Annotated in this window: 14 protein-coding genes and 5 pseudogenes; 12 read left to right on the forward strand and 7 right to left on the reverse strand. The window is 34.7% G+C overall.

Annotated elements, in window-relative coordinates; genetic code table 11:
• Positions 1-69: 69 nt before the first annotated feature.
• Positions 70-528: pseudogene (locus tag ABWU48_RS02410) on the reverse strand (recombinase family protein); the annotation flags it as partial.
• 37 nt (positions 529-565) lie between these two features.
• Between ABWU48_RS02410 and ABWU48_RS02415 the strand changes: the two are divergent.
• From ABWU48_RS02415 to ABWU48_RS02430, 4 genes are all read left to right on the forward strand, one after another.
• Positions 566-919 carry a hypothetical protein gene (locus ABWU48_RS02415; RefSeq protein ID WP_353288473.1) on the forward strand — a complete coding sequence of 118 codons (354 nt, stop codon included), beginning with the start codon at positions 566-568 and terminating at the stop codon, positions 917-919.
• A gap of 94 nt (positions 920-1,013) precedes the next feature.
• A complete protein-coding gene (locus tag ABWU48_RS02420) occupies positions 1,014-2,192 on the forward strand; it encodes a cytosine permease (RefSeq protein WP_264951909.1) in 1,179 nt (392 codons plus the stop codon).
• Entirely contained in the window at positions 2,161-3,210 is a 1,050-nt protein-coding gene (locus tag ABWU48_RS02425) for a DUF917 domain-containing protein (RefSeq protein WP_209473059.1), read from the forward strand. The genes ABWU48_RS02420 and ABWU48_RS02425 overlap by 32 nt, the downstream gene beginning before the upstream one ends.
• Position 3,211: 1 nt before the next feature.
• Positions 3,212-4,756 (forward strand): hydantoinase/oxoprolinase family protein, encoded by a 1,545-nt coding sequence (locus ABWU48_RS02430; protein WP_353288474.1) that lies wholly within the window; start codon positions 3,212-3,214, stop codon positions 4,754-4,756.
• 14 nt (positions 4,757-4,770) lie between these two features.
• Here ABWU48_RS02430 and ABWU48_RS02435 read toward each other — a convergent pair whose 3' ends face one another.
• Positions 4,771-5,316 (reverse strand): pyrimidine dimer DNA glycosylase/endonuclease V, encoded by a 546-nt coding sequence (locus tag ABWU48_RS02435; RefSeq protein ID WP_353288475.1) that lies wholly within the window; start codon positions 5,314-5,316, stop codon positions 4,771-4,773.
• 20 nt (positions 5,317-5,336) lie between these two features.
• Positions 5,337-6,224: an Rpn family recombination-promoting nuclease/putative transposase gene (locus tag ABWU48_RS02440; RefSeq protein WP_353288476.1), complete on the reverse strand. Its 888-nt coding sequence runs from the start codon at positions 6,222-6,224 to the stop codon at positions 5,337-5,339.
• A gap of 411 nt (positions 6,225-6,635) precedes the next feature.
• Here ABWU48_RS02440 and ABWU48_RS02445 point away from each other — a divergent pair.
• The 4 genes and pseudogenes from ABWU48_RS02445 to ABWU48_RS02460 form a co-directional block, all read left to right on the forward strand.
• A pseudogene (locus tag ABWU48_RS02445) lies at positions 6,636-6,835 on the forward strand (DNA mismatch repair protein MutL); the annotation flags it as partial.
• A gap of 188 nt (positions 6,836-7,023) precedes the next feature.
• The gene (locus tag ABWU48_RS02450) at positions 7,024-7,359 is read left to right on the forward strand and encodes a helix-turn-helix domain-containing protein (protein WP_406832348.1); all 336 of its coding nucleotides are present in this window, start codon (positions 7,024-7,026) and stop codon (positions 7,357-7,359) included.
• Between the two features lie 143 nt (positions 7,360-7,502).
• Positions 7,503-7,646, forward strand: coding sequence for a hypothetical protein (locus ABWU48_RS02455; RefSeq protein WP_182282559.1), 144 nt, complete (start codon positions 7,503-7,505; stop codon positions 7,644-7,646).
• Positions 7,647-7,828: 182 nt separating this feature from the next.
• Positions 7,829-9,130 (forward strand): annotated as a pseudogene (locus ABWU48_RS02460) (IS4 family transposase).
• A 216-nt stretch (positions 9,131-9,346) separates the two neighbouring features.
• Here ABWU48_RS02460 and ABWU48_RS02465 read toward each other — a convergent pair.
• The 4 genes and pseudogenes from ABWU48_RS02465 to ABWU48_RS02480 all read right to left on the reverse strand — a co-directional run bounded on the left by ABWU48_RS02465 (position 9,347) and on the right by ABWU48_RS02480 (position 17,041).
• Positions 9,347-11,140, reverse strand: a complete 1,794-nt coding sequence (locus tag ABWU48_RS02465; RefSeq protein ID WP_182282558.1) for a reverse transcriptase/maturase family protein — start codon at positions 11,138-11,140, stop codon at positions 9,347-9,349.
• A 615-nt stretch (positions 11,141-11,755) separates the two neighbouring features.
• Positions 11,756-13,083: pseudogene (locus ABWU48_RS02470) on the reverse strand (IS4-like element ISWosp9 family transposase).
• A gap of 125 nt (positions 13,084-13,208) precedes the next feature.
• Complete coding sequence (locus tag ABWU48_RS02475) at positions 13,209-15,731, reverse strand: ankyrin repeat domain-containing protein (protein ID WP_353288477.1); 2,523 nt, start codon at positions 15,729-15,731, stop codon at positions 13,209-13,211.
• Complete coding sequence (locus ABWU48_RS02480) at positions 15,713-17,041, reverse strand: ankyrin repeat domain-containing protein (protein WP_353288478.1); 1,329 nt, start codon at positions 17,039-17,041, stop codon at positions 15,713-15,715. Before ABWU48_RS02480 ends, ABWU48_RS02475 begins: the two co-directional genes overlap by 19 nt.
• 615 nt (positions 17,042-17,656) lie before the next feature.
• Between ABWU48_RS02480 and ABWU48_RS02485 the strand changes: the two genes are divergently transcribed.
• The 4 genes and pseudogenes from ABWU48_RS02485 (at position 17,657) to ABWU48_RS02500 (ending at position 23,707) form a co-directional block, all read left to right on the forward strand.
• The gene (locus ABWU48_RS02485) at positions 17,657-19,573 is read left to right on the forward strand and encodes a hypothetical protein (protein WP_353288479.1); all 1,917 of its coding nucleotides are present in this window, start codon (positions 17,657-17,659) and stop codon (positions 19,571-19,573) included.
• A 236-nt stretch (positions 19,574-19,809) separates the two neighbouring features.
• Positions 19,810-22,413, forward strand: coding sequence for an ankyrin repeat domain-containing protein (locus tag ABWU48_RS02490; RefSeq protein ID WP_353288480.1), 2,604 nt, complete (start codon positions 19,810-19,812; stop codon positions 22,411-22,413).
• A gap of 183 nt (positions 22,414-22,596) precedes the next feature.
• Positions 22,597-22,816 (forward strand): annotated as a pseudogene (locus tag ABWU48_RS02495) (transposase); the annotation flags it as partial.
• A gap of 405 nt (positions 22,817-23,221) precedes the next feature.
• Positions 23,222-23,707 carry an ankyrin repeat domain-containing protein gene (locus tag ABWU48_RS02500; RefSeq protein ID WP_015589130.1) on the forward strand — a complete coding sequence of 162 codons (486 nt, stop codon included), beginning with the start codon at positions 23,222-23,224 and terminating at the stop codon, positions 23,705-23,707.
• Positions 23,708-23,907 lie beyond the last annotated feature (200 nt).

Raw genomic sequence — 23,907 nt, forward strand, 5'->3', positions numbered from 1 at the left:
TAATTACCGTGAGATTACAAGTTAACATTCTTATATAATTTTCATATCCCCTCTTTTTGCTTTGCACAATTAATATAACACCGATTTGTAAAACTTCTTCATCTGCTCACTCCACAGAATTGGTATTTCTCTCAAATCAAACAACTTCAAATTTCTCGGTTGTCTTCCATTTACTATGTCTTCTTTTATCTTTGGAGCTAAATAATTTAACCTTAAAATTTGCTGTATACGTCTTGTACCTATATTAATTTTGGCACTCAGCTCTTTCACACTTTCGTATTTTCCTTCTTCCAGTTGCCGTTTCCATAGGTGGGCTCTCACCACTGCTTTCAGTAGCGCATTATTTGTTTTTCCTTCTGGCTCTACTACTGTGCATTTGTTTCCTTTCTTCTTTATTGGTATAAACTTTTCCTCTGATTCAGAACTCACTTCTATTCCATCTTCCTTAACCATTACTCCCTTTATTAACTTTTTCACTACTTCTTTTTGCTTTCCAAAACTTAAATTTTTCCATTTAGTAGATGACTTTCATTCAATAGATAAAGATTTCCTTGGTTATAATAATATGCATGTTAATTTTGCGAGGAGATTTGGTATAAAAGATACACGCTATTCACATCATGTTAAGGTTGGAAATTTAGCCAAAGTAACGCGGAGAAGTGAAAATGCTCTTTTTGCTATACATCATATATGTTTATCAAACTATTCAAGGGAACGTGAGTATCAAAAGAGCTTAGCTCCTGATGCCAAAGTTAACATGGAGGAGGATATAAAGGTTGATAAGGCCACTGAAAAAGCCAAGGAAGTCCTTCGCCAGTTGCATGCTGATACTGGAGCAGGTCCTAGTACTAAAGTTGACGAAACTGAGACTTCAAAAGCTCAAAGAGGACTAACTAACTTAAGAATGAATCTCCTTTGATTGTTTTGTAGGTGATAAGTTGAAGTATACTAGTCAAACATACATAGATCTTACCGCGATTCAAGCAGGTGCAGTCTTTTGTGTACCTGCTTTCATGTTGGGGTATATGCTTACTACCAAATATGGTGTTACTTCTAGCTTAATTTCTATAATTATAGCAAATCTTATACTGACAATGTTGGGGTTGTGTTTTGCTGTATTGTCAGTAAGAAGACCATGCAATACCATAGAACAAGTATTACACTATTTTGGTGTTCACGGTACATGGCTATATGGATTAGGTATTATAATGTGTTTAGTGTTCTGGTTTTCTATTCAACAAAACATTATGGTGAACACTATTATAGAATTTCCTCTATTAAAAATGAAAGACTTACCATATGTATTCGTTGCTACTAATTGTATCATTGGTTTCGCTATTACACTTCTTGTAAGCAGAGGTATCACTGCATTAAAGAGCTTTGCAAATATTGCAACGCCTTTTCTTATCATAGTTACGATAATCGCAATATTGCAACTTTTTTACAAGCACACCTTACCTGATATTATACTTACATCTAATATGACATTAAAAGGCGTACCGCTTATAATTGCAGCATCTTTAGGTGCTATTTTCGATATCCCAACATACTATCGTTTTGCACGAACAAATCTCGATGCATATGTAAGCGTTATACTTACCTTTTTCATATGTTATTTTTTCGTTATAGGCACAGGAGTCTATTTTGCTCTTTGTGTGCCAGATTCAAGTTTTATAGAGGTATTATTGAGCAGCGGAAATGATTTGTGGAAGTTATTGTGTATTCCGTCTATAATTCTTTTATGCTGGACTACTAATAACTTAAACTTGTATTCTGCTGGTGTAAACGTTAATTTTTTGTTACCCAAAGTTTCATTACCGTTCTGCATAACAATTATAGGGATTGTTGGTACAGTACTTTCATGTACTAATATAATACTAAAATTTGAGGAGTTACTTAATGTAATTACCATTGTCATAGGAAGCCAAGGATCTGTTATTGTAACCTGTTTTGTGCTGGATAAATTACAACCTATACAATATACGTCTTCAGCACAAAAAACCAATCTCATTTGTGCAATATTTGGTATTATATATGGTTTGCTTTCGTTACTTAAGGTGCATGATATAACAACTGGTTTTATTTACACCGATGCAGCAATTGTATCATCTTTTGCTGTTCTATGCACACGCACTTTTCTGTTTATTTATAAGAACTATTGTGAAAAAAATAAACCAACTAACTCTCAATAATATAGAAGCTCTTTCTTTAGGGGCTGGATTATTAGGCTCAGGAGGTGGAGGTAATACCTATTATAATAAGCTTAGTACACAATATAAAATCGAACTCCATGGCGAGGTAGCTATTACAGATATAGATGAGTTGGAAGATGATGCTCTAATTATGCCCATTGGTTTTATGGGTGCACCTCTTGTAGCTGCAGAAAAATTACCCAGTAAAGAGTGTCACTCATTAATCGATGTATTTACGTTATATTATAAGAAAGAACCTACGGCACTTATACCAGCGGAAATAGGAGGAAGTAACGCTTTTACACCATTCCTTGCAGCAGGTAAAGTCGGGATTCCTGTTATAGACGGAGACTTAATGGGCAGAGCATTTCCATCATTGAATATGGTATCACCTAATTTATATGGCATTTCTTGTTGTCCTGCATTTTTTGCAGATAGCTTAGGTAACACTATAATTATGCATATTGAAAGCAGTGACCACCTCGAAAGGGTTGCGCGCGCGGTGACAGTGGCATGTGGTTCAAGCATAGGTGTTAGCTGTTACCCTATAACAGGTCAACAAGCAAAGCAAGTTATTTGTAGAAACAGTATCTCCTATGCATGTTTTCTAGGTAATATTATACTGGAAGCACGAGAACGAAAAATATGTCCTATAAAAGCGTTATGCGATAAGCATGCATTGCTGTTGGGAGAGGGAATTATAAGAGATATAGATCAGTCAATTAAGGGAGGGTTTCTTTCAGGAAATGTATCTATAGAAGGTTGTAATAATATGTTGACCATCATTTATCAAAATGAATATCTTGCAGTGTATGATGGTTCCGATTGTGTTGCTGCAACACCAGATATCATTGCTGTTCTTGATAAAGATACTGGATATCCAATAGCTTCTGAAGCTTTAACATATGGAATACGTGTATCAGTGCTAAAATTTCCTTCTCCCACGTTATGGACAACACCAGAAGGACTGGCAATAGTAGGTCCTGAAGTGTTTGGTCTTTCTGAAAAAAGGAGGTGATATGGATTATAGAATAGGAATCGACGTTGGTGGCACAAATATTGACGCTGTACTTGTAAAGGATAATGGTACAATAGTTACTTCTTGTAAAGTGATTGCTACGAAAAATATTTCTGAAGGGGTTTTACGTGTATTATCCACATTGTATGAGCTTCATCTTTTTGATAAACAGAGAATTTTAGCTGTATCTATAGGAACCACGCACGCAACTAATGCGGTTTTGCAAGGATCTGAACTATACAAGGTAGGTGTGATTCGCATTGCAGGTCATAAACCTTCACTTCCACCTGCATACTCGTGGAACGCACAGACACGTAGTACATTGTATATTGGAGAAAAAGTTATTAATGGAGGGTATGATTGTGATGGTAGTTGTATAACTAAGCTTTCTATTTCTGAAGTACGCTCTGCCATATACGAGTTGCACAATAAAGGAGCAGAAGGATTTGCAGTAGTGGGAGTGTTTTCTCCTCTATATTGTGAACAAGAGAACATAGTAGGAAATGAGATCAAAGAAATTTTAGGGAAAGCTTTTCCATTTACGTTATCACATAAGATTGGTGGAGTTGGTTATATCGAAAGAGAGAATTCAGCTATACTTAATACTGCTCTTATAAAAGCGATGAATGCAGGGTTTAAAGATTTGCAAAATATATTAAGCATTTTCGGGTTAACATGTCCTTTGTTTATTACTCAGAATAACGGTACTATTATTACTTTAGAAGAAGCACTGCAGTACCCTATATTGACTATTTCATCAGGCCCTACTAATTCTTTTGTGGGGGCAGCACGTCTTGCTTGTAAAAATGAATGTGTAGTTGCAGATATTGGAGGAACATCAACAGACGTAGGTATAGTGCTAAACAATTTTCCGCGGCGTTCGCTTTATAATTCTTCTATTGGTGGTATTACACTCAATTGTGCTATGCCTGATATTTTGTCTATTGCATTAGGAGGTGGCAGTTATATAGAAGCAAAAGATGATAAAGTTAATATAGGACCTGAAAGTGCAGGATATCTAATAAAGCAACATGCAAAACTATGGGGAGGCAGCAAGATAACTCTCACTGATATGGCACAAGCTTTAGGGCATGTTAATTTTTCTTCTGTTAAGTTTACTAAACAGGAAGCTATGTGTGCAAAGCGTATTATGAGCGAAATAGTATTGAAGCTTGAAAAACTTTATCAGAAAATTTCTGGACCGCATGCTGACCTTCCTTTTATCATTGTAGGTGGTGGCGCTATGTTGCTTGCATCACCGTTTTTACCAAAATATGCGTTCATTCCTGAATATGCTGAAGTTGCAAATGCTTATGGAGCTGCTTTTGCAGAGGTTTCGGTAACAAAGGATACTGTAGTTTCTTTAACTGATAGAGAAAATGTGTTGAAAAATATAAGAAACGAAGCTAAGGGTGAAATATCACTGCTATATAAAGTGAATCCTAGTTCAATTCGCATTGTATATGAAGAAATTATTCCCTATCATTATATACCCAATAATCTTGCACGTGTGCGTATTACTGCTGCTAGCCCTTGGATATCGTAAACCTTGTGTCCTTATCAAGAAAAGATGTGGAAAAAATGTGTAGCAGGATTTCCTACTATCCAACCTGGTGCTTCTCTTCCATTTTCCCACTTAGCGAATCTCATCTTTTCCTGTAGGTAATACTCCCTATAAGCTTTTACAGGATTAGTACATTTATACCGATCGGGCAGTGCTTGTATAAAAGCTTGCATATCAGTTGATCGAAAAATGAGTAAATCCTTATTACTATCACACCAATCTATTACTTCTTCTGATTTATGCTTTCTTTTGTATCGCCAAGTGTACTCTTTACATAATTCTTTTCCGTACTCTATCAACCAACAAAAGTTCCCTTTCGATTGCCTAGCCCACAAAGAACAAGGATGATTGCTGTGAGTGAGTTTATATGGAACTGCTATATTATGATCTGTGGTACTGACAAAAGGATTTGGCGCTTTTAATGCTATTGAAAAAACATTACTTAATAACTGAGCAGTTTCTAATGGCATTTTTACTATATGCTTATCACACAACATTTGTGCTGCAATTACTGGGTTTTCATCTAGTACAAAGATGTTCATCTAGGTGTCAAAAGATAGAATCAGCTTAAGTCTTTAACTTCATCAACTGTAAGACCAGTAGTTTGAGCTATAATATCAATAGAAACACCTGCTTTAAGTAGATTCTTTGCAACTGCTATTTTAGCTTCCTTCTCACCCTCTTCTCTGCCTTTTTCATGACCGATTTGGATGCCTTCGTCTTTAGCAAGATCAAGCCTATATTCAAGGATGGCTTCTTCTTTCTGTAGATTCATTATTCTTTCCTCGTACGCCATTAGATCTTTTTCATTCCAATGAAATTTGTCTAACTCATCATATGCTAGCTTTATTATTGGTGATTTTTCTGCTATTTTTCTTAAATCTTCATCTGTAGTATCTTCTGCATACCGGAAAAAAAAACACCACCTTTCTACTGTGTTCTCTAGTTGTTCTACTCTGTTTTTTGTAAATTTAGGCAACTCAATGAAAACGAATTGAAAATCTTTTAGATAATGTCCGTTGGTTTTTATCTCTCGTATATTATGAGTAGAAATATACTCAACCTCTGTAGGAAATAGCGTACTATTAGAAATAGCAATAAAGAATACTTTCTTAAAATCAATGTAATTGCCAGATTGTCTTGAGTAAGCTTTAGCAGCATAGAGTTGGGCGCGTTTTTCAAAGCCTTTATCACGAGCGAGTTGCATTTCCGCAATATACCTATTTCCGTATGAATCCTTACAAAGAACACCAACGATGCTTTGTTTATCAGAAGCAATCTCAGGATTCATGATAGTGCTAAGGAACTCAACATCTTGTATAGTGTTAACACCAGTAAAGCCTAAGATGTCATTTAAAAAGTGAATAAGGATATTCTTATTTTTCTCAGTACCGAAGATCTTCTTAAATGTTAAATCTAATTTTGGATCAAGAAACTTCGAAAGAGCCATAAAATTAACCTAAAAAGCATTAACAATTATACACAATTCTAAAGAAATGTTCAACTCTTTTATTTTTAGCTTATTTTTCAAAGTTTTAAATGTATTGATGAAAAAAACGGCTTTCAGAGATCATCTTAGAATAGCACCCTCTACTTTAGACGTCCTTTTGTACATCTTTTTATAACTCCCTCATAAAGCGCCTAAAAACGCCAGCAAATGAATTCATAGATTTAGTAGCTATAAAGAGCTTTAAAAACGCTTATTTCTGGTGTGAGAGCCTAATAAAAACACGAGCCCACAAGCTCAATTACCTAACATCGTGAGCCCACACCTTTACATGATAAAGATCTTGAAACTTAATGTCAACATTTTAGTAGCAAATTTTATGTTAAATCTATATCCTATTAGCATGGACAAAAAGAAGATACATTGCCAGTAGAAGATAAAGTGTTGGCAACTATCGCTTGTCATGGATCAATTAGAGCGGGTAGAAAATGAGGTTAGAAGAAGTGAATGAGTTGCTAAGGCAAATGGAGGAAACGCCATATTCTGATCACGGAAGACCAACTTATATAGAAATGAAACTGAGTGATATAGAGAAATTGCTTGAAAGAAGATAGATTAAGCTTGTTGAAATGATCTTTATTGAGATAGTTCTTCTGGTTATTAAGGAGTCAGTATAGAATGTAAGTATTTGTTTTTATAGATAAAGAGTGACTGCTCTAATTTTTTAGACTACAAAGTAGGACAGAAAGTAAGAAGTTGTAGGCTAGCGAAGAGATATACTCAAAAGGATTTAGCAAGTAAAATCGGTACAAAATATCAGGTCATACTACAGTATGAAAAAGGAAAGCGTAAAATTTCAATCAGAAGGTTATATAGCATCGCAGAAGCACTATCAGTTAGCATTATAGATCTTATTCCTGTATCAAATGAAAACAGTTATCTCGAGAGTGAGGGATTAGATCTAATAGAAAAGTATGAGAAAATTGAGAATCAAGAATTACGTAATGTAGTTTATTCATTAATTACATCTGCACAAGTTAGCAAGGAAAATAGTAGAAAAGTGGCAAGAATAGAGGTGGCAAAGAATCTAGTTAAAGTAGGAGTTTCTGTTGAAATAATTTTCCAAGCAACGAACTGAAGAATATAGTAATGCAGAAGAAAAAACTACTTCTGTAGACTACAGGATGGGACAAAGGATAAAAAAGCTAAGGATAATGCGAAAATGCACTTAGGAAGACTTGGCAAAAAAAATTAGTACAACGCGTCAAAAAATAAGCGACTATGAACATTGCTGTTCCACTTGAAAAGTTATATGAAATAGCAAAGGCGTTATCAGTCAGCATTAAAGATCTGCTTACAAGGCAACATAGTGAAGCAAGCAGTGGTTTAATGGAGAAATACAGGGATACGCAACGAACTTTATGAGTTCTTATCTGAAGGTATGGAGATTATCGAAGGAAAGGTCAAGAAGGCGGAAAAAGCCAAAATTGCAAAGAATCTGGGAGTGTTAAATAAACCATACGCGTCAAGTTAAGGAAATAAAGGTATGAAAGAGATAGAATAATAAGGTATAAGTTCTCCCAGATGTACTTTTAGTGAGAGAACCAATGAATAAAATAACTTGCTTATCAAAAAAGCTCAAAGAATTTTTTAATGAAAAAGCAGACAAAATCTCAATTACAACAAGGTTTATAAAAAGAAAGAGAAAGCTAAAAGGTTCATCATTCGTAAAAGCCATGGTCTTGGGTAATATAGGAGTTGATAATTGTAGCGTAGAAACAATGTGTCAATTACTAAACGAGAGATATAACAAAACAAGGTTTGGATTTTAGATTTACTGAAGAAGCAGTGGAATTTATGAAAAGGATGTATAATGAATCTGTGATTCTCTTTAAAAATATCTTGCAAGTTGATTGCAAAATCTTACAGCAATTTAATAGTGTTAAATTATTGGACAGTAGCTATATTACTCTACCTAACAGTATGGAAGAGATGTATAAAGGTTATGGTACTAGCTACAGTGGCTATGAAAGCAATACTAAGTCTGGAATAAAGTTACAATTAGTTTTCGATTACATGAATCAGATAATAGACCAACTTAATTTAACGGAGGGAATAAGATCAGACCAGGGATATAGGAAACATTTAAGTAATATATCAAGCAATGATTTGCTAATATCTGATCTCGGTTATTTTGTGCCAAGTTCTTTTAAACAAATCAATGAAATAGGAGCTTATTTCATAAGTCGTCGATACCAACGTATATGATGTAGAAACAAATCAAAAAATGGAGTTATTAGAATGTTTAGAGGATAAGTTATTTTTAGAAAACGAGGTATTGTTAGGAAAAGAAGCAAAAATTAGAGTAAGAATTATATGTCAGAAACTAACTGAAGAACAGTCTATGGCCAGAAGAAGGAAAGCTAATAGATTAGCAAGATCGCAGATCCTCTAAAAGAAATCAAAAATTGTTGAACTGGTCAATATTTATAACTAATGTTCCAGAAAATAAAATTAGTGCTGAGCAAGTATTAACGATTTACAGAGTAAGGTGGCAAATTGAGTTATTATTTAAATTGTATAAAAGCCATATCAGGCTTGATAAGCTAAAAGGAAAGCCATGCAGAGTATTATGTGAACTATATGCTAAATTGTGCGCAATTCTTATATTTCACGGCATAGTTGGTTGCACAGAAGTGAAAAAGAATACAGAACTTAGCTTAACAAAGGCATTTATTGAGCTAAAAAGACGGGTTAGAGAGTTATTTTTAGTATTAACCAAGATTAATAGTTTAAAAGTATTTCTTAAAAAACTCACTATAACTTGGTCGCGATTTTCATTAAAAGACAAACGCAGAAGGGCTAGAGTATCCACTTTAACCTCTCTAAATTTGCTCACAATCTCTTAACTTGACGCGTATGGGTTTTTCGCCGACAACCAAGAAGTCCGTTTTATTTGACACACTTGAGTTATCTAAGTGAGGAAAGTCACCTCTCCCCACTCGACTTCGAAACCGGACTTGTGGTAGAGTGGGCAGCCAGCGAGTTACTTGTTAAGTACTTTTCCAACAACCCCTCTCCGAACCACGCATGATCGTTTCCGTATCACGTGGCTCTCCAATAATCTAACGTTTTAAGGAGTCACCATCATATTTTCCATATTGGATTTTCTTATGGCATTCATGACAAACAACAAGAGTTTTCCTCTGTCGTTCAATCATTCTCTTTTTCCATTCCGGTAGTTCAGTATTACGTTTACCTAGCAAATCAGCAAGTTTACGTACGTGATGTACTTCAATCTGCTCTTGTGATTTACATAATTCACAAGTTTGTGCCAATAGTCTTTGCTCTATTTCACTACGCTTATTCCATATTGGTATAAGGTTATCACTTATGCTTACCCATTTATTCCATTTTAGCAACACAGCACCAAAGTGTGTAATTAATGGTATCTTTGATGGTAAACGATCTACTCTGATTTGGATGACTTTTCGTTTTTCACCTTCATCATTTTCGATCGTCGCACCAAATTTTCTATAAATTTTCCTGCAAGTTGTTTTGTATTTAGATGCTAAAGTCTTTACTAATGATACTTCCATCACATATTTCAGATAACTTAGTGTGTGAAGGTTGTAGGCCATTTTGTAGTATTGTACAATTCCTCGATATTCAGTTTGATACTGAGCAACAATACTGTAAGCTGTATCAATTGTACGTTGAGGTAAATGTATCGGTTTACCACAACGCATATATTCAGAACACTTTTTCTGCTTTATATGATGTGGTACACGTAACCCAATACTACCGTTAATACATCGTTGTGTCCGATGATCATGTTTATCATCTGCATGCAAAACATGTATTTCATAACCCAAAAAATTGGCTTTGCTATCACACGCATGTGTAATAAACGTTTTATCTTCATTAAGCATAAGTTTGAGCTCCTCATTGAGAAACCCAGCAATCTCATTCTTAATTTGTTCAGCTTCATTCTTTGGTCCTGCAAACCCTACCAGAAAATCATCAGCATACCTAACATACCAAAGACGTCGATAATTTAGATCGCAAGAATCCTTAGATGGCATACCCTGCACTAATTGACGCAGTTGTTTTGCTTGATCCCAGTTCCCTTGTTTTCTCATCATCGATACTTGCATGGTTAACCTTAAATATTTTGGATTTGTCCTTCTTCGCTTACCTCGGTTATTTGCTGGTATTAGTATATGCTCCACATGTTTATCTAACCGATCGAGTAATATGTTACTCAGAATTGGACCAATAATAGAACCTTGTGGTACCCCACTATGACTCTTATTGTACTTCCAATTTTCCATATATCCTGCTTTTAGCAGTCGATTGATTAGCTGAATAAAACGGTTATCTTGGAAGCTTTCACTCAGTATTTTCAACAACATAGTATGATCAATTGAGTCATAACATGCACTGAGATCTCCCTCTATAAACCATTTTGTACCTCTGCCTTTTTGCATTACTGCTCTTAATGCAGTGTGGCATCCACGCTTTGGTCGAAATCCATGTGAACATTCACTAAATTTAGGCTCATAGTAGGCTTCCAATATTAATCGAATTACTTCTTGAAGTAACTTATTTGACCATGTTGGCAACCCTAACGGCCTGCGTTTACCACTCTTCTTTAAAACATAGATACGTTTTACTGGTGTCCACCGATATCGCTCATAGCGTAAACCCTCTATGATTTTATCGATCTTTTCCAAAGACATACCATCAACTGTTTCAACTGTCACACCTTCTGTCATAGCACCTTTATTACGACAAAGTTTGCCATACGCCCGAAGGTAAAGATCACGCTGATAGAGTAGGCGATATACGTTTTTAACCGGCAAATTTCTTTGTCCACGTTCACGTATAATGTTAAGTATTGTTTCAGCTTTCCGCATCTTGCGTACCTCCCAATTTCAACATTCAATTATCTGTCACCCTTTGCCCTGTATGTGGCTTTCCCACACTCCCCGGTGATTCGTTACTTTCACGACTACTACGATGACTCCGTAACCATAGAACTCGCGTTCCTTAGGTCATCCCATGTTCCGTCACTAAGAACTGTTCTAGATCAACTTAGGTTTTCTATTCATCCTCTTAAATAAGTTCACTACTTATCGTTCTACAGCCAGAATGTCACACAAACGAAAGTTTAATTTGTGCTTACTGTAGACATGGGGTTTTAAATGTGATACCCATGGATGTGAAATCCCACCCCTGAAGATTAGAATTCAAGCAGTTTAGCTTTAACCATATTGATCAGGTGTTGCAAGCCGTTACCTTACACATCTTCAGATAACTCTCGCTTTACATACATGCTCTTGTCCTCCTTCCCTTTCGGGTTAAAGTTAGTTGTTCACCTCGGGGCCATTTATTCTGAACCCCGCTTAGCTCCGCTAAGTATTTCTTAATGCGTACCACGGCGCACCCTCTCGACTCACACAGCTCCCATTATTCAGCCTTTTGTCCCAAACCTAATGTCCAGTGGGGGAGTGTTAAATAAACCATACGCGTCAAGTTAAGGAATGTAGAGAGCTTAAAGTAGATACCCTGGTCTTCCTATATCTGTCTTTCAAAGAAAACTTTGACCAGATTATAGTAAGCTTTTTTAGAAAAATTTTTAAATTATTGACAATATTGTTTAATATCAAAAAGAGCTCTCTAACCCGCCTTTTCAATTCAATAAATGCCTTTGTTAAACTGAGCTCCGTGTTCTTTTTTAGTTTTACACAGCCAATCATTTCGTGAAATACGAGAATAGCACATAATTTTGCGTATAGCTCGCACAATACTCTAAATGGATTTGTCTTTCCTTTTAGTTTATCAAGATTGATATGACTTTTATATAGTTTAAATAGTAATTCGATTTGCCATCTTACTCTATAAACCGTCAATATTTGTTCAGCATTAATTTTACTCTCTGGAACATTAGTTATAAATATTGACCAATCTAATAACTTTTGATTCTTTTGAGAAGATGTATATCCATGTGACTTTGCTAATTTATTAGCCTTTCTTCTTCTAGCCATAGACTGTTCTTCAGTTAGCTTTTGACATATAATTCTTACCTTAATTTTTACTTCCTTTCCTAATAATACTTCTTTTTCTGAAGATAATTGACCTTCTAAATACTCCAATAGCTCTATTTTTTGATTTGTTTCTATATCATATATATTGGTATCAGACTTATAACGACTAACAAAATATGCACCTGCTTCATCAATCTGTTTAAAAGAACTAGGCACAAAGTAGCCCAAGTCAAATATTAGCAATCATTGGCTGATAAACCGTTCAGATAATCCCTATAACCTTGATCCGACCTTATTCCTTCCATAAAATTTAACTTATCTAGCGCTTGATTCAGGTAATCAAAGACTAACTGTAGCTTTATTCCTGATCTGGTATTATTCTCACAATCTCTATAGCTACTGCCATATCCTTTGTACATATCTTTCATGCTACTGGTCAGGCTAATGTAGCTGCTATCCAATAATTTAACGCTTCCAAATTGCTGTAAAATTTTGCAATCAATCTGTAGACTTTTTTTAAATAAACACAAAGCTTCGTTATACATTTTTTTCATGAACTCAACTGCTTCTTCACTAAACCTAAAATCTAAACCCTGTTTTGTAATTTCTATCGAGTCTTCATTTAGCAATTGGCACATTGTTTCTATGCTGCAATCATCAACTCCTATGTTACCAAAAACTATAGCTTTTATGAATGATGAGCCATTAAGTTTTCTCTTTCTTTTTATAAAACCTACTGCAATTGATATTTCGTCTGCTTTTTCATTAAAGAATTCATTGAGGTCTTTTGATAAGCAAGCTATTCTGTCCATTGTAAGTTCTCTCGTTCATATATCCAAGAGAATTTATACCTTATTATTTTCCTTCACTCTATCAACTTTACTTACACTTTTCCTTAACTTGACGCGTATGGTTTATTTAACACTCCCTCACTTCATTATAGAGAACGGCCTACTGTTTCTTCAAGACTTGAAGCTTTTCTCATTTTTTCGCGCTTTGCCCAAGGGCCCACTTTTGTTGCATCAGATTGACTAATTGTTTCAGAACGAATCAACTCTCCAGATCTAGTAAAAAAACCTCGTTCAATAGCATCACGTACTGAACACCCACCAAGCAAACATTTTTCCCCTATTCGTTCCTCACAATTCTGTAATTTTTTCCACTTTTCTTGATCTTCTACTTCTACCTTTATTAGATTTTGCTTATCAGGGTATAATCTCACTTCCAACTCTCCCAAGCCAGTATCGAAAGTCAATACTATATTACTACCATCTGCTAGGCCTACATAATTCCTTATAGCGTTTTCCGTTATAATTTCTACCTCACTCTTACCTATCTTTATTATATTTCTTCCGTATTGTACACCTTCCTGAGTGATACCTAAACCCCTTGCTCCATTTGTAATCTTTGCAACATCTACTTTACTATCCTGTGAATATTCAAGAAAGAGAGTAGAGTTGTCGATTTTTACGTCTCTTACCTTACCACTTGTTGCGCTTTGAACGATTGTTATGAAATCTAAAGCACGATTCTCATAATCTGCATAAGCGTTTTTCATATTAGCTTTGTGGCTTTCAAACTCTTCCAGTTCGTCAATTACATATATACTGCTTATGTTGTACAAAATTGCCCCTTTTGATATCAATTGACATACTATACCACTAGCAACCTCTATATTCCTTGAACCTTCGGAACTCTTTCTTAATTCACTAATCTTTCTTATCACAAAATCTGTAAAACTATATTCCTTTTCATATACCTTTCCGTATATACTACCCTGGTTAGGAAAGTTCAGCCTTACCCCAAGTTCTATAGCTTCGTTTACAACGCGTTTTAACTCATCTATATCTTTGGATTTATTTACCCTACCCAAAAATATTTTCAACTTTTCCGACTGATCTAATATTAAATCATCCCATAGAGTTCTAAGCTTAGGCAAACGTTTTTTGTCCTTCCACTCTTCGTAATCAATCGCTCCTGCTTCTAGCAGCAACTTTTTTGCTTCTTTGAAATGAGTTTCATTACCATAACAAGCCTCCCTAATCTTTTGAAAAACTCGAGACTTTCCTTCGCAATCACGAAGATTGAGAATCTCTTTAAGACCTTCATTTCCTTTGTGCTGATTGAAAAACTTTCTTAGTCGATTAGTGTTAAAGCTATGACCGCAAATACCTTCTAAATCATTTTTTGCTTCCAATTGCTCCTGAGTTAAAAAGATCTGTTCTAAAAGATTCACTTCAAAAGGTTTTTTGTTAATAATTACAATGTCTAGAGGAGTTTTTCCTTGTCTGTCAGTTTGACCACGTGCTCCTTTTTTCAGAAGCAAAGGTATATTTAAAGTATTATAATAAGCAGCATAGTGCAAAGGTGTTTGCCCTTCACTGTTAACTATGTTAGGATCAGCACCAGATTTTAAAAGTAAAGTCATAAATGCACTAACTGCACAACCTATGTCTTTTTCCACTGCTAAATACTCCATACCTTGTATTACATGTAGTATTGTCAATTTGGATTCTCCCCTTTGAAGATTGAGAACAGCTTTTAGATCATCACCTTTGTTATCGTGTAAAAAGTCCTCAAACCTTGTAATGTCACAAAATGGAAAGTCTGTAAGAAGATTTAACAGTGCCTTATTCAAATTTTTTTGGTTATCTTTTAAATCAGGTACGTTGAAAGACCAATCAGATATTAAATTTTTGAATTTTCCCCTTTTAATAATAGAGGTCAAAGAGCTGTTATCACTAAGCAGCAACGAGTATTTAATTGACTCATACTTATCATCTACCCGCCCCTCCTTCTGTTCTACCTTTACCTCCTTTAAATACTCTGTATCATCATCTTTAATGCGTTTAGCTAGATCCTTTAAAAATTCAATATCTCTGTTTTCCAGTAAAGGTAATGCCCCCTTCTTCATGAGAATCGAGACCATTTTTGTACTTCGTCCAGCTAAGTATAATGGAGTGCGCCGTTTTTCATCTAACGCATTAACATCAGCTCCATTGTTTATAAGATACTCTACTATTTTTATTTTTTGGCTCAAGACAGCATGATGTAGAGGAGTGCTTCCGTCATTATACTTCTTATTAACACTTGCTCCATTTTTTATTAGGATCTCTACCATTCTTGTGTTCCCTTGTGAGATAGCATAATATAATGGATCACGATTGTACGCATCAATTGTGTTAACATCAGCTCCTCCTTTTATAAGGGTTTCTACCATTTGTTTGTTGTTTTTTAAAACAGCAAAACTTAATTGGCACAATGTACCTGGATCTACTTGCTTTAATCTCTCTTCTATTTTACTAACTACATTACTCTTACTGAAACCAACATCAGCGTTAGCAGAATTTAATACTTCCTGCAATTTATTCAATTCCATAACTCCACCTCGGTTAAAAATACTACACACCATTTTCACACGCATGACATAAAATGCAAGAACTAATATGACATGCAACATTCGTCCTTAGGCATTTGAGGTAAGCTTTGCCTATTCACTTCACATTCATTTAGCCTACTATTAGGCTTTAATACTGCATATGTAATGCCACCAGCAATGGCCCCAACAATCAATGCAGCAGTAGCTGATATTGATAAACTAAGATGAATAGCAGTACATACAATAGCCACACTTGTCAACATGGTCATTATCCTTACACAGAAACTGGTCTTTATTGCTCTATTAGTTATAGTTAGGTGTTTATTTTCTGTCACTTTTTGATACTGTATCACATTTTTATCATCAGCCAGACTTCCCGAGGTTTTGGGACACTCCCTTACTCGAAGACTAAGATACTTAACTATATCTTTGTAACCATTAGAATCTGCCAAATCGGAAGGAGTCTCACCTCTCAAGTTTTTTACATCAATAGTAGCCTTTTCTTCCTCTACAAGATATTCAACTATATTGTAGCAATTCATTCTAGCAGATTCATGTAATGGAGTATCGCCATTTTTTTCGCTTACTACATTAACATCAGATCCCTTTTCTAACAGAGCTTTAACTATGCCTAAACAGCCCACCTCACAAGCAATATGCAAAGCAGTGCATCCTTCTTCGTTTCGTGCTTCAAAACTAGCTCCTTTGTCTAACAAAAATTGAACTACTTCCAAACGACCACATCCAGCAGCTTCATTTAAAGCAGTATCGCCGTCATAGTTTGTTGCATTAATATCAGTACCTTTGTCTAATAGAGCTTTAACGATTTCTAAGTAACCCTTTCGAGCAGCAATATGCAAGACACATTTGAAACTATTCTTTCGTATGTCAGCATTATTCATTTGGCCCAATAGAGCTTTAACTATTTCTAAGTGGCCCTCGCTAGCAGCAATATGCAAAGCAGTACGGTCTTCGTTGTTTCGTGCCTCAACACTGGCTCCTTTTTCTAACAGAAATTGAACTACATCTAAGTGACACATTTCAGCGGCAATATGCAAAGGCGTGTTACCATCGTTGTCTTCTGTCTCAACGCTAGCTCCTTTGTTTAATAGATCTTGAACTTTCTCTAAGTGACCATGAAAAGCAAAATTAAGTAAGTCAGTATGTATATTACTTTCGTGTACACAATGCTCATCTTTTTTTAAGTGACTATCGAGCGTAGCTAAATATGAATACGTAATATTTTGATTAACTTGATAAATTGGTATGGTCTGTGTTGCATAAAAACCTTGTTCTTTTGACCGCTTTTCTATTCCATCAACCATACTGTTCTCTTCTAAATCTGCTTGAATATTTATTGGATTAGATACTTCTTTCAATTGATTATTCACAACACTACCTTAACTTAAAAACTTATGTTTTAATTATTACACAATTATTATAATTAGCAATAGTTTTATATTTTTTTTCAGAATTACAAATTTATTGTATTCAGATATAGGAAAATACCTTTTGTCTCTAAAAAACATTGCAACCAAGTATTACAAAGATTTCAATTATTTACTTCTTCAAAGATCCCAAAAAGATCGTATCTTTGTGAGAACAAGCTACGTAAAAGTAGGGTTATGAAAATAGGAACTTGCAATCTTTGCAACAAAGTTAGGTAAGTTAGTTCGTATGTAAATGTAGTAAAAGTAGGCTAATATAGCTGCTTTTATGGTATAGTAGAATTATTATATAGAAAAGTTCGCACGTATTGAGTGATAGTCCAATCCATCCCAAAACAAACTCTTCTCACGACCCTTGGTTTTGAATGCTGGAAATGGTTGTGTTATTTGAGTTAGTGGTAATTAATGTTAAAGAGTGAAAATTAGTTTATTTGGAAATAAAAGGAAAATTCATTGCAATTCTATATTTAAAATAGAATAAAGCTCTTTTTGCATCATGTATTAATAAAAAAATATATTTTTTTGCGTATCCTTTCGTTTTAATTAATATGAAGTGATATGACACCTAATGTAGAGTTTAAAGATAATCACGGCACATCAATATCAAATTTGGAAAATGTTAAAATTATAACCTTGAGCGATGAGAAAGGTAATAAGTATACTTTAGATGCAAGCAATGGTAGTCTGGAATTAAAATATAAACAAGATGGTCAAGGTGAAATAAGCTATAAAGTAGGAGGTTTAGCGGCAGCTTTTAAAAGTCTACTTGATATGAAAAGTACTAACAATGATGAACATACAGTACTTGAAGAGAAGTTAGCAGAAAAGTCCATAGTGGAGGCGATATTTTATGCAAAAGATTTTGATAAGGGTGATAGAATCTCTAACTTGATACTAGATAGTACATTTTCTAGGCGAGATGTTCTGCCTGCTTACCTAAATAAAAAGGCTGATGTTGAAAATGTATATACTAAGGAAGAAGTAGATGAAGGATTAAATAAAAAGGTTGATGTTGAAAATGTATATACTAAGGAAGAAGTAGATGAAGGATTAAATAAAAAGGTTGATGTTGAAAATGTATATACTAAGGAAGATACAGATAGAGGATTTATTTCTCGTGACAGTGACGGAATCAATAGATTAGCAAGGGAATTATTTTATAAACATGATCCCAATGCAACTTCAATTTTAGTTAATACATTAGGGAAGCTTCTTGATGAAAAATATGAAATATATGGTGATAATAAAACAGCAAAAGATTTTTTGGCAGAAAAGGGTAATTTTGCTAAAGCTGATGGCTCTAATATAAAAATTTTAGAATTCACGAAAAAAATACTTGATGCAACAGAGGATATAGGAGATGGGAAAAAGAAATCAATTTTAGTGGAGAAATTAGGCAGATTTCTTGATCAAACTGCTGATAACGAAAATGCTTATGATGGTAAGATAGCAAAAGCTTTTTTAGGAGACAAGGGGGTGCAGGGATCAAAAGGTGCAGATGGTCCTCAAGGTCCGGCAGGTAGAGATGGAAAAAGCCCATCAATTGAGGAAGTCGCTGTACAGCTACTTACTGATGAAAATAAAGATATATTGGGAAAAACAGTACTTGATATAACTGATAGCACTGGTCAAAATCTTGCTACTCATGTTGCTAATAAAATAAATCTTAATTCGCAGGATTTTATAAATAAAGCTGATCCAATAAAACTCGCTGAGTTGCTTTTTAATAAAAGTAACTTAGATCAACTTGCAGCCAAAAAGATTGCCGAAGATAAAGTTAGCTCGTATAAGATTTCTGAACTAGTATTTAACGATGCTAAGAATGCACTAGCAGAGAATTATCAGTGGGATCAAAAGAGCTTTATTGAAGATATAATAAAAAATGTCGGCACTTCTAGGTTAGCTGAGTTGTTATTTAATGCTGGCAGTATAGAGAAAGGTGAAGCAAAAAGAATTACTGAAGGGAAGGTTAGCCCTGAAAAATTAGCTGAATATTTGTTTAATGCAAGTGGCTTAGGCGATAATATAGATGAGTCGAAGACGTTAGTCAATAACGTAACTCAGCACCTTTTGAATACCAAGGTAGATGAAATAGGGAAAGCGGTTGTGAAGGATAATGAAAATAGAGAGATCTTAGCAGGTAGTCGTATTTTGCAGGAAGGAGTGGCAGAAAAATTAATTAGTAGCAACACAAATAAATTGGGACAAGCTATTCTGAATGTGAAAAACAAATTTGGTAATGACGCAAAACCTGTGCTGGAAACTCATCTTGCCAATAACAGCAGCTTTCAGGAAGCTGTGGCAGGAAATCAAGATTTAAGGACTGCAGTAACAGCTAATTTTGGGAGCAATAGAGATTTTTGCAATATTGTAACAAGAGATCTTAGTAGAGATGAAGAAAGTCTGTTAATTGATAGGCTGCCTTTTTATGAAATTCCAGATGATCCAAATGCTCCGCTTTCTTGGAATTGGTAATGTAATTTTTGCTAGACCAACCGATTCCAAGAAAAATTGTTCTCACGCTTGCTGGTTTTGGGTGCTGGAAATGGTTATATTGTTTAGGTTTTTAACAGTATATATTGCTAAATTAGTAGCAATATATTAAAGACTTTCATCAAAAATTATTCCATAAAAAATTTCTAAATAGGGGTTGATAAGTTTTAAAAATGGAGTATTGTACTGAGTAGGAAAATAGTTTTTTTTATATAGTTATGAAAGATCAAACGAGCCTTACAACGGATTTTACGCATGCTATAGAAAATGACGACTTTAAACGGTTGGAGGAATATATTGATCAACATATTGATAAATATAATGTTAATCGTGAACTTTTAGATAAGTTGCCTTTGCTGTCCTGGGCTGCCTGTAAAAATAGTGTAAATGTAGCTCAACTTCTTCTTAGTATTGGTGCTGATATTGACATTAGATGTGACCAAAATTGGACACCTCTACACTATGCTGTTAGTGCAGGTCAATACGATATGGTTAGATTTCTTGTTGATCAAGGTGCCAGCATTTTAGCTAAGGATAATAATGTTAAGACACCTTTACGCATAGTAAATGAGCTTGGTAACACAGAAGTAGCAAACTTTTTGAGAGCAAAGCTAGATAAATATTTATTTTCTGCTATAGAAAGAAAAGATATTAGAAAGGTTAGTGATTTTCTTGATGGAGGTGCTAATATTGAGGCTAAAGGTATAAACAATCAAACGCCTTTGTGTGTAGCTTCTTGTAAGGGTAATTTGTATGTCCTTAAACTTCTTCTCAGTAGAAATGCTAAGGTTAACGTTCAAGATGATAGTAGAAAAACACCTTTACATTATGCTGCTAGGGAAGGTCATTCAGATGTAGCTGAACTTCTTCTTGGCCGTGGTACTATGATTGATGCTGAAGACTGTTTTGGTATGGCTCCTCTACACTATGCTGCTTACCACAATAGAAAAAATATGGTTAGCTTTCTTATAAAACAAGATGCCAAAATTGAGGCCGTGGATAAAGAAGCTAAAACACCTTTACATTATGCTGCTGGGAAAGGTCATTTAGATGTAGCTGAACTTCTTCTTGACCGTGGTGCTATAATTGATGCTGAAGACCGTTTTGGTATGACTCCTCTATACTATGCTGCTTGCTACAATAGAGAGGATGTGGTTAGCTTTCTTATAAGCCGAGATGCTAAAGTTGAGGCCATGGATGAAGAAGATAAAACACCTTTACATTATGCTGCTGGGGAAGGTCATTTAGATGCAGCTAAACTTCTTCTTGACCATGATTCTATAATTAATGCTAAAGACCGTTTGGGTATAGCTCCTCTACACTATGCTGCTTACTACAATAGAGAGGGTATGGTTAGCTTTCTTATAAGCCAAGGTGCTAAAGTTGAGGCCATGGATGAAAAAGCTAGAACACCTTTACATTATGCTGCTAGGGAAGGTCATTTAGATGTAGCTAAACTTCTTCTTGAATGTGATGCTATAATTGATGCTAAGGACTGTTATGATCGGGATCCTTTATATTATGCTGATTCGTATAATAAATTAGATGTAGTTAGACTGCTTGAAGGTAGGAATGGTGTGAACACTTGTAACCCTCTTACTAATTTTTTAAGTGCATGTATCCATTCCCCTATTGCTCGTTACTTCGGAAGTGTTTGCGTAGAAGGAGCGCCAATTTTATACAGAAGGCAACGTGCCTCTGCAATTGATCACAATGCTTTGGAAGGTAGTTTACGACTCTTCAGTATCTGTAAAGGAGGAAGAGAAGGTATAGATAAAACACGTTTCAATAAAGAGATTAGTTATCTACATGAAAATGCTTATTTGTATGATGTTTTACTGTTACAAGATGAGGAAAATCAAAACACACTTTTGCATGTGGTTATTAAAGAAAATCAGGTTGATCTTGTAAAAGAACTTTTGTGTATTCTTAAGGAGCCATATCGTTCGAATAAGGTGTATAAGTGCAAGTATTTTGAAGATAAGCAAGAAAATGAAAAGCCGCTTTCTAAAGTTATTAATTCTAAGGATAAAGACGGAAAAGATGCAATTACTCTGGCTATTGAAGGTAATGACCCAGAATGTATTTCGGCTCTTTTCAAGTATTTAACTTATGAAAATATTAACAGAAGGAAAGATGTTAAAAGCGATTACACACCTCTACATGAAGCTGTGCGTTCTAGAAGTAGTAACGCAATTAGTGCGCTTCTAAAATCAGAGCATGTAAACGTTGAGCTCATAGATGGAAGATCTTACAGAGCATGGAAATATGTTAATAATGAAGAAACAAAACAATTGTTTATTAGGTATTATAGTGATAAAATTAATGATTTGCGTAAAGAATTAGCACATTGCAATGAAAAATTAGCGCAAGTCGAGTATTTCCTGTGCAGAACAAAACTTGCTTTTGTATGCTCTGCAGCTTTTGGCTCTTGTCTTAATATGTATAAAAATTTTCATGATGCAAGAAGTGGAGATATGCCAGGTGTTACCATTCATCCTCTCTTGTTGTTATTTTCTAGTGCTACAGGTCTAATAGTGTTGTGTAATCATTTTATCGATTTAACACTTTCAAAGTATAAAGAAGAAAGTGTTAGCTTGCAAAAAAAATTGGACAGTTTTAGAGAAGCAAGAGATAAGTTGGAAAATAAATTACTTCATTTTCAAGAAGGTACATCTCAGGGTATTAGGACGAATTCAATTTCTACGCAACTATCTGATTATGATGACGTACCTGGAACATTAGAATCACCTACCTCTATAAAGAGCTTTGAAAGCTCAGCAAAGGTATCCGTTTATAACCTGCCTAAGGAATTTAAGTAGCCTAATTTAGTAAGTACATAGAAGTAATCATATTAAAGAAGATATTGGTTTTTGAAGTAAGAGGAGAAAGCTCACAATCTTTGCTCATGTGTCTAAATTGGAGAACCAAGAGAAAGTTTGTTCCACAATAGAGATGTTCAAAAAAGTGTGTCAAATCAAAAAGAAAGTAATAAATTGATATAAAAAGGTGAAATAGAAAACCACTTATTGGCTGAAAGTGAAGAAAATAATAGAAAAAATGGGAGAAATGCAAAGGCTTTACGTACAAGTGCAGATTCATTTGAACTTTTAACACCAAGAGATAGAGAAGGAACCCCAAATAGTCAAAAAAAGGCAAATAAATTTACATCCAGGGCTTGAAACGAAGATTTTAAGCACATTTGCAAGACCAATCGATTTCCAAAAAAATCTTCTCATGCTAGCTGGTTTTTATTGCTGAAAGTGGTTGTATTATTTAGGTTCTTAGTAATATTTAATATTAAATTAATAGTAATTCATTAAAAATTTTCATCAAAAATTATTTCAAAAAAATTTTAAATTAGGGGTTGACAAGTTTTAAAAGTGGAGTACTATTCCTGAAATACATTAGATTACTAATTTTTTATGGTATGTAAGTGTGTGATGGCTAAGGTAATTTTACTTTTGTGAGCGGGCTATGTTATGTGAGGGCATTCCAGAATTCTTGTTTGAGGGAAGATGGTCCTTTCTGTGTTGCTTGAGGAAAGAAAAAAGCTCAGGGTAAGAGTGGCTTGTTATAGTGTGATTGCTTAGTTAAGTTAGGTAAGTTTTTATAAATGTGGAGGGACAAATGACTTTAAACAATGATGATTTATTAGTTAGTGCTGCAGGAGCAGGACGCCTTAGTGACGTTAGAGAACTTCTTGAGAAAGGGGCTAATATTGAAGCTAGAGATAGTGATGGTTACACATCTTTGCATAGGGCTGCTGAAGGAGGTCATTTAGAGATAATTAGATTTCTTATAGATAAGGGGGCTAACATTGGAGCTAAAAATAAGGATGGTGGAAAACCTTTAGATGTAGCAAATACCTCTCGTCAGTCAGAAGTAGTAAACTTTTTAGGACCAAAGCAAAGTGAGTATGATAGACTTTTATTTGCTGCTGTAGAAAGTGGGAATGTTAGTGAAGTTACAAATCTTCTCAATATTGGAGCTAGTATTGAAGTTAAAGGTGTAGAAAATGCGGAGTTTAGGTTAGCCCGTTATGTAAAAAGAATTATGGAGATGAGTAATTACCATAATGTTCATTCGGAAAAAAATCTGAGCTTGAAAGGATAAAAGGAGAATTACCAGAGTCAGTAAAGAATGCAGTATTTTCATCGGAGGTATGTATTAAAAGTGTTTACTATAGTAATGAGTATTTATATCCTGCTAGTGATTATCTTAGCCATGATAGGGATAGAAGGAGAGTATTTACTTGGAGGCCAGGGGGCAAAGATAGTTCATGTCAATGGAAATTTGAACCTGAAGGTAACAAC

It is taken from the genome of Wolbachia endosymbiont (group A) of Tromatobia lineatoria (assembly GCF_964028565.1).
Classification (GTDB): Bacteria; Pseudomonadota; Alphaproteobacteria; order Rickettsiales; family Anaplasmataceae; genus Wolbachia; species Wolbachia pipientis.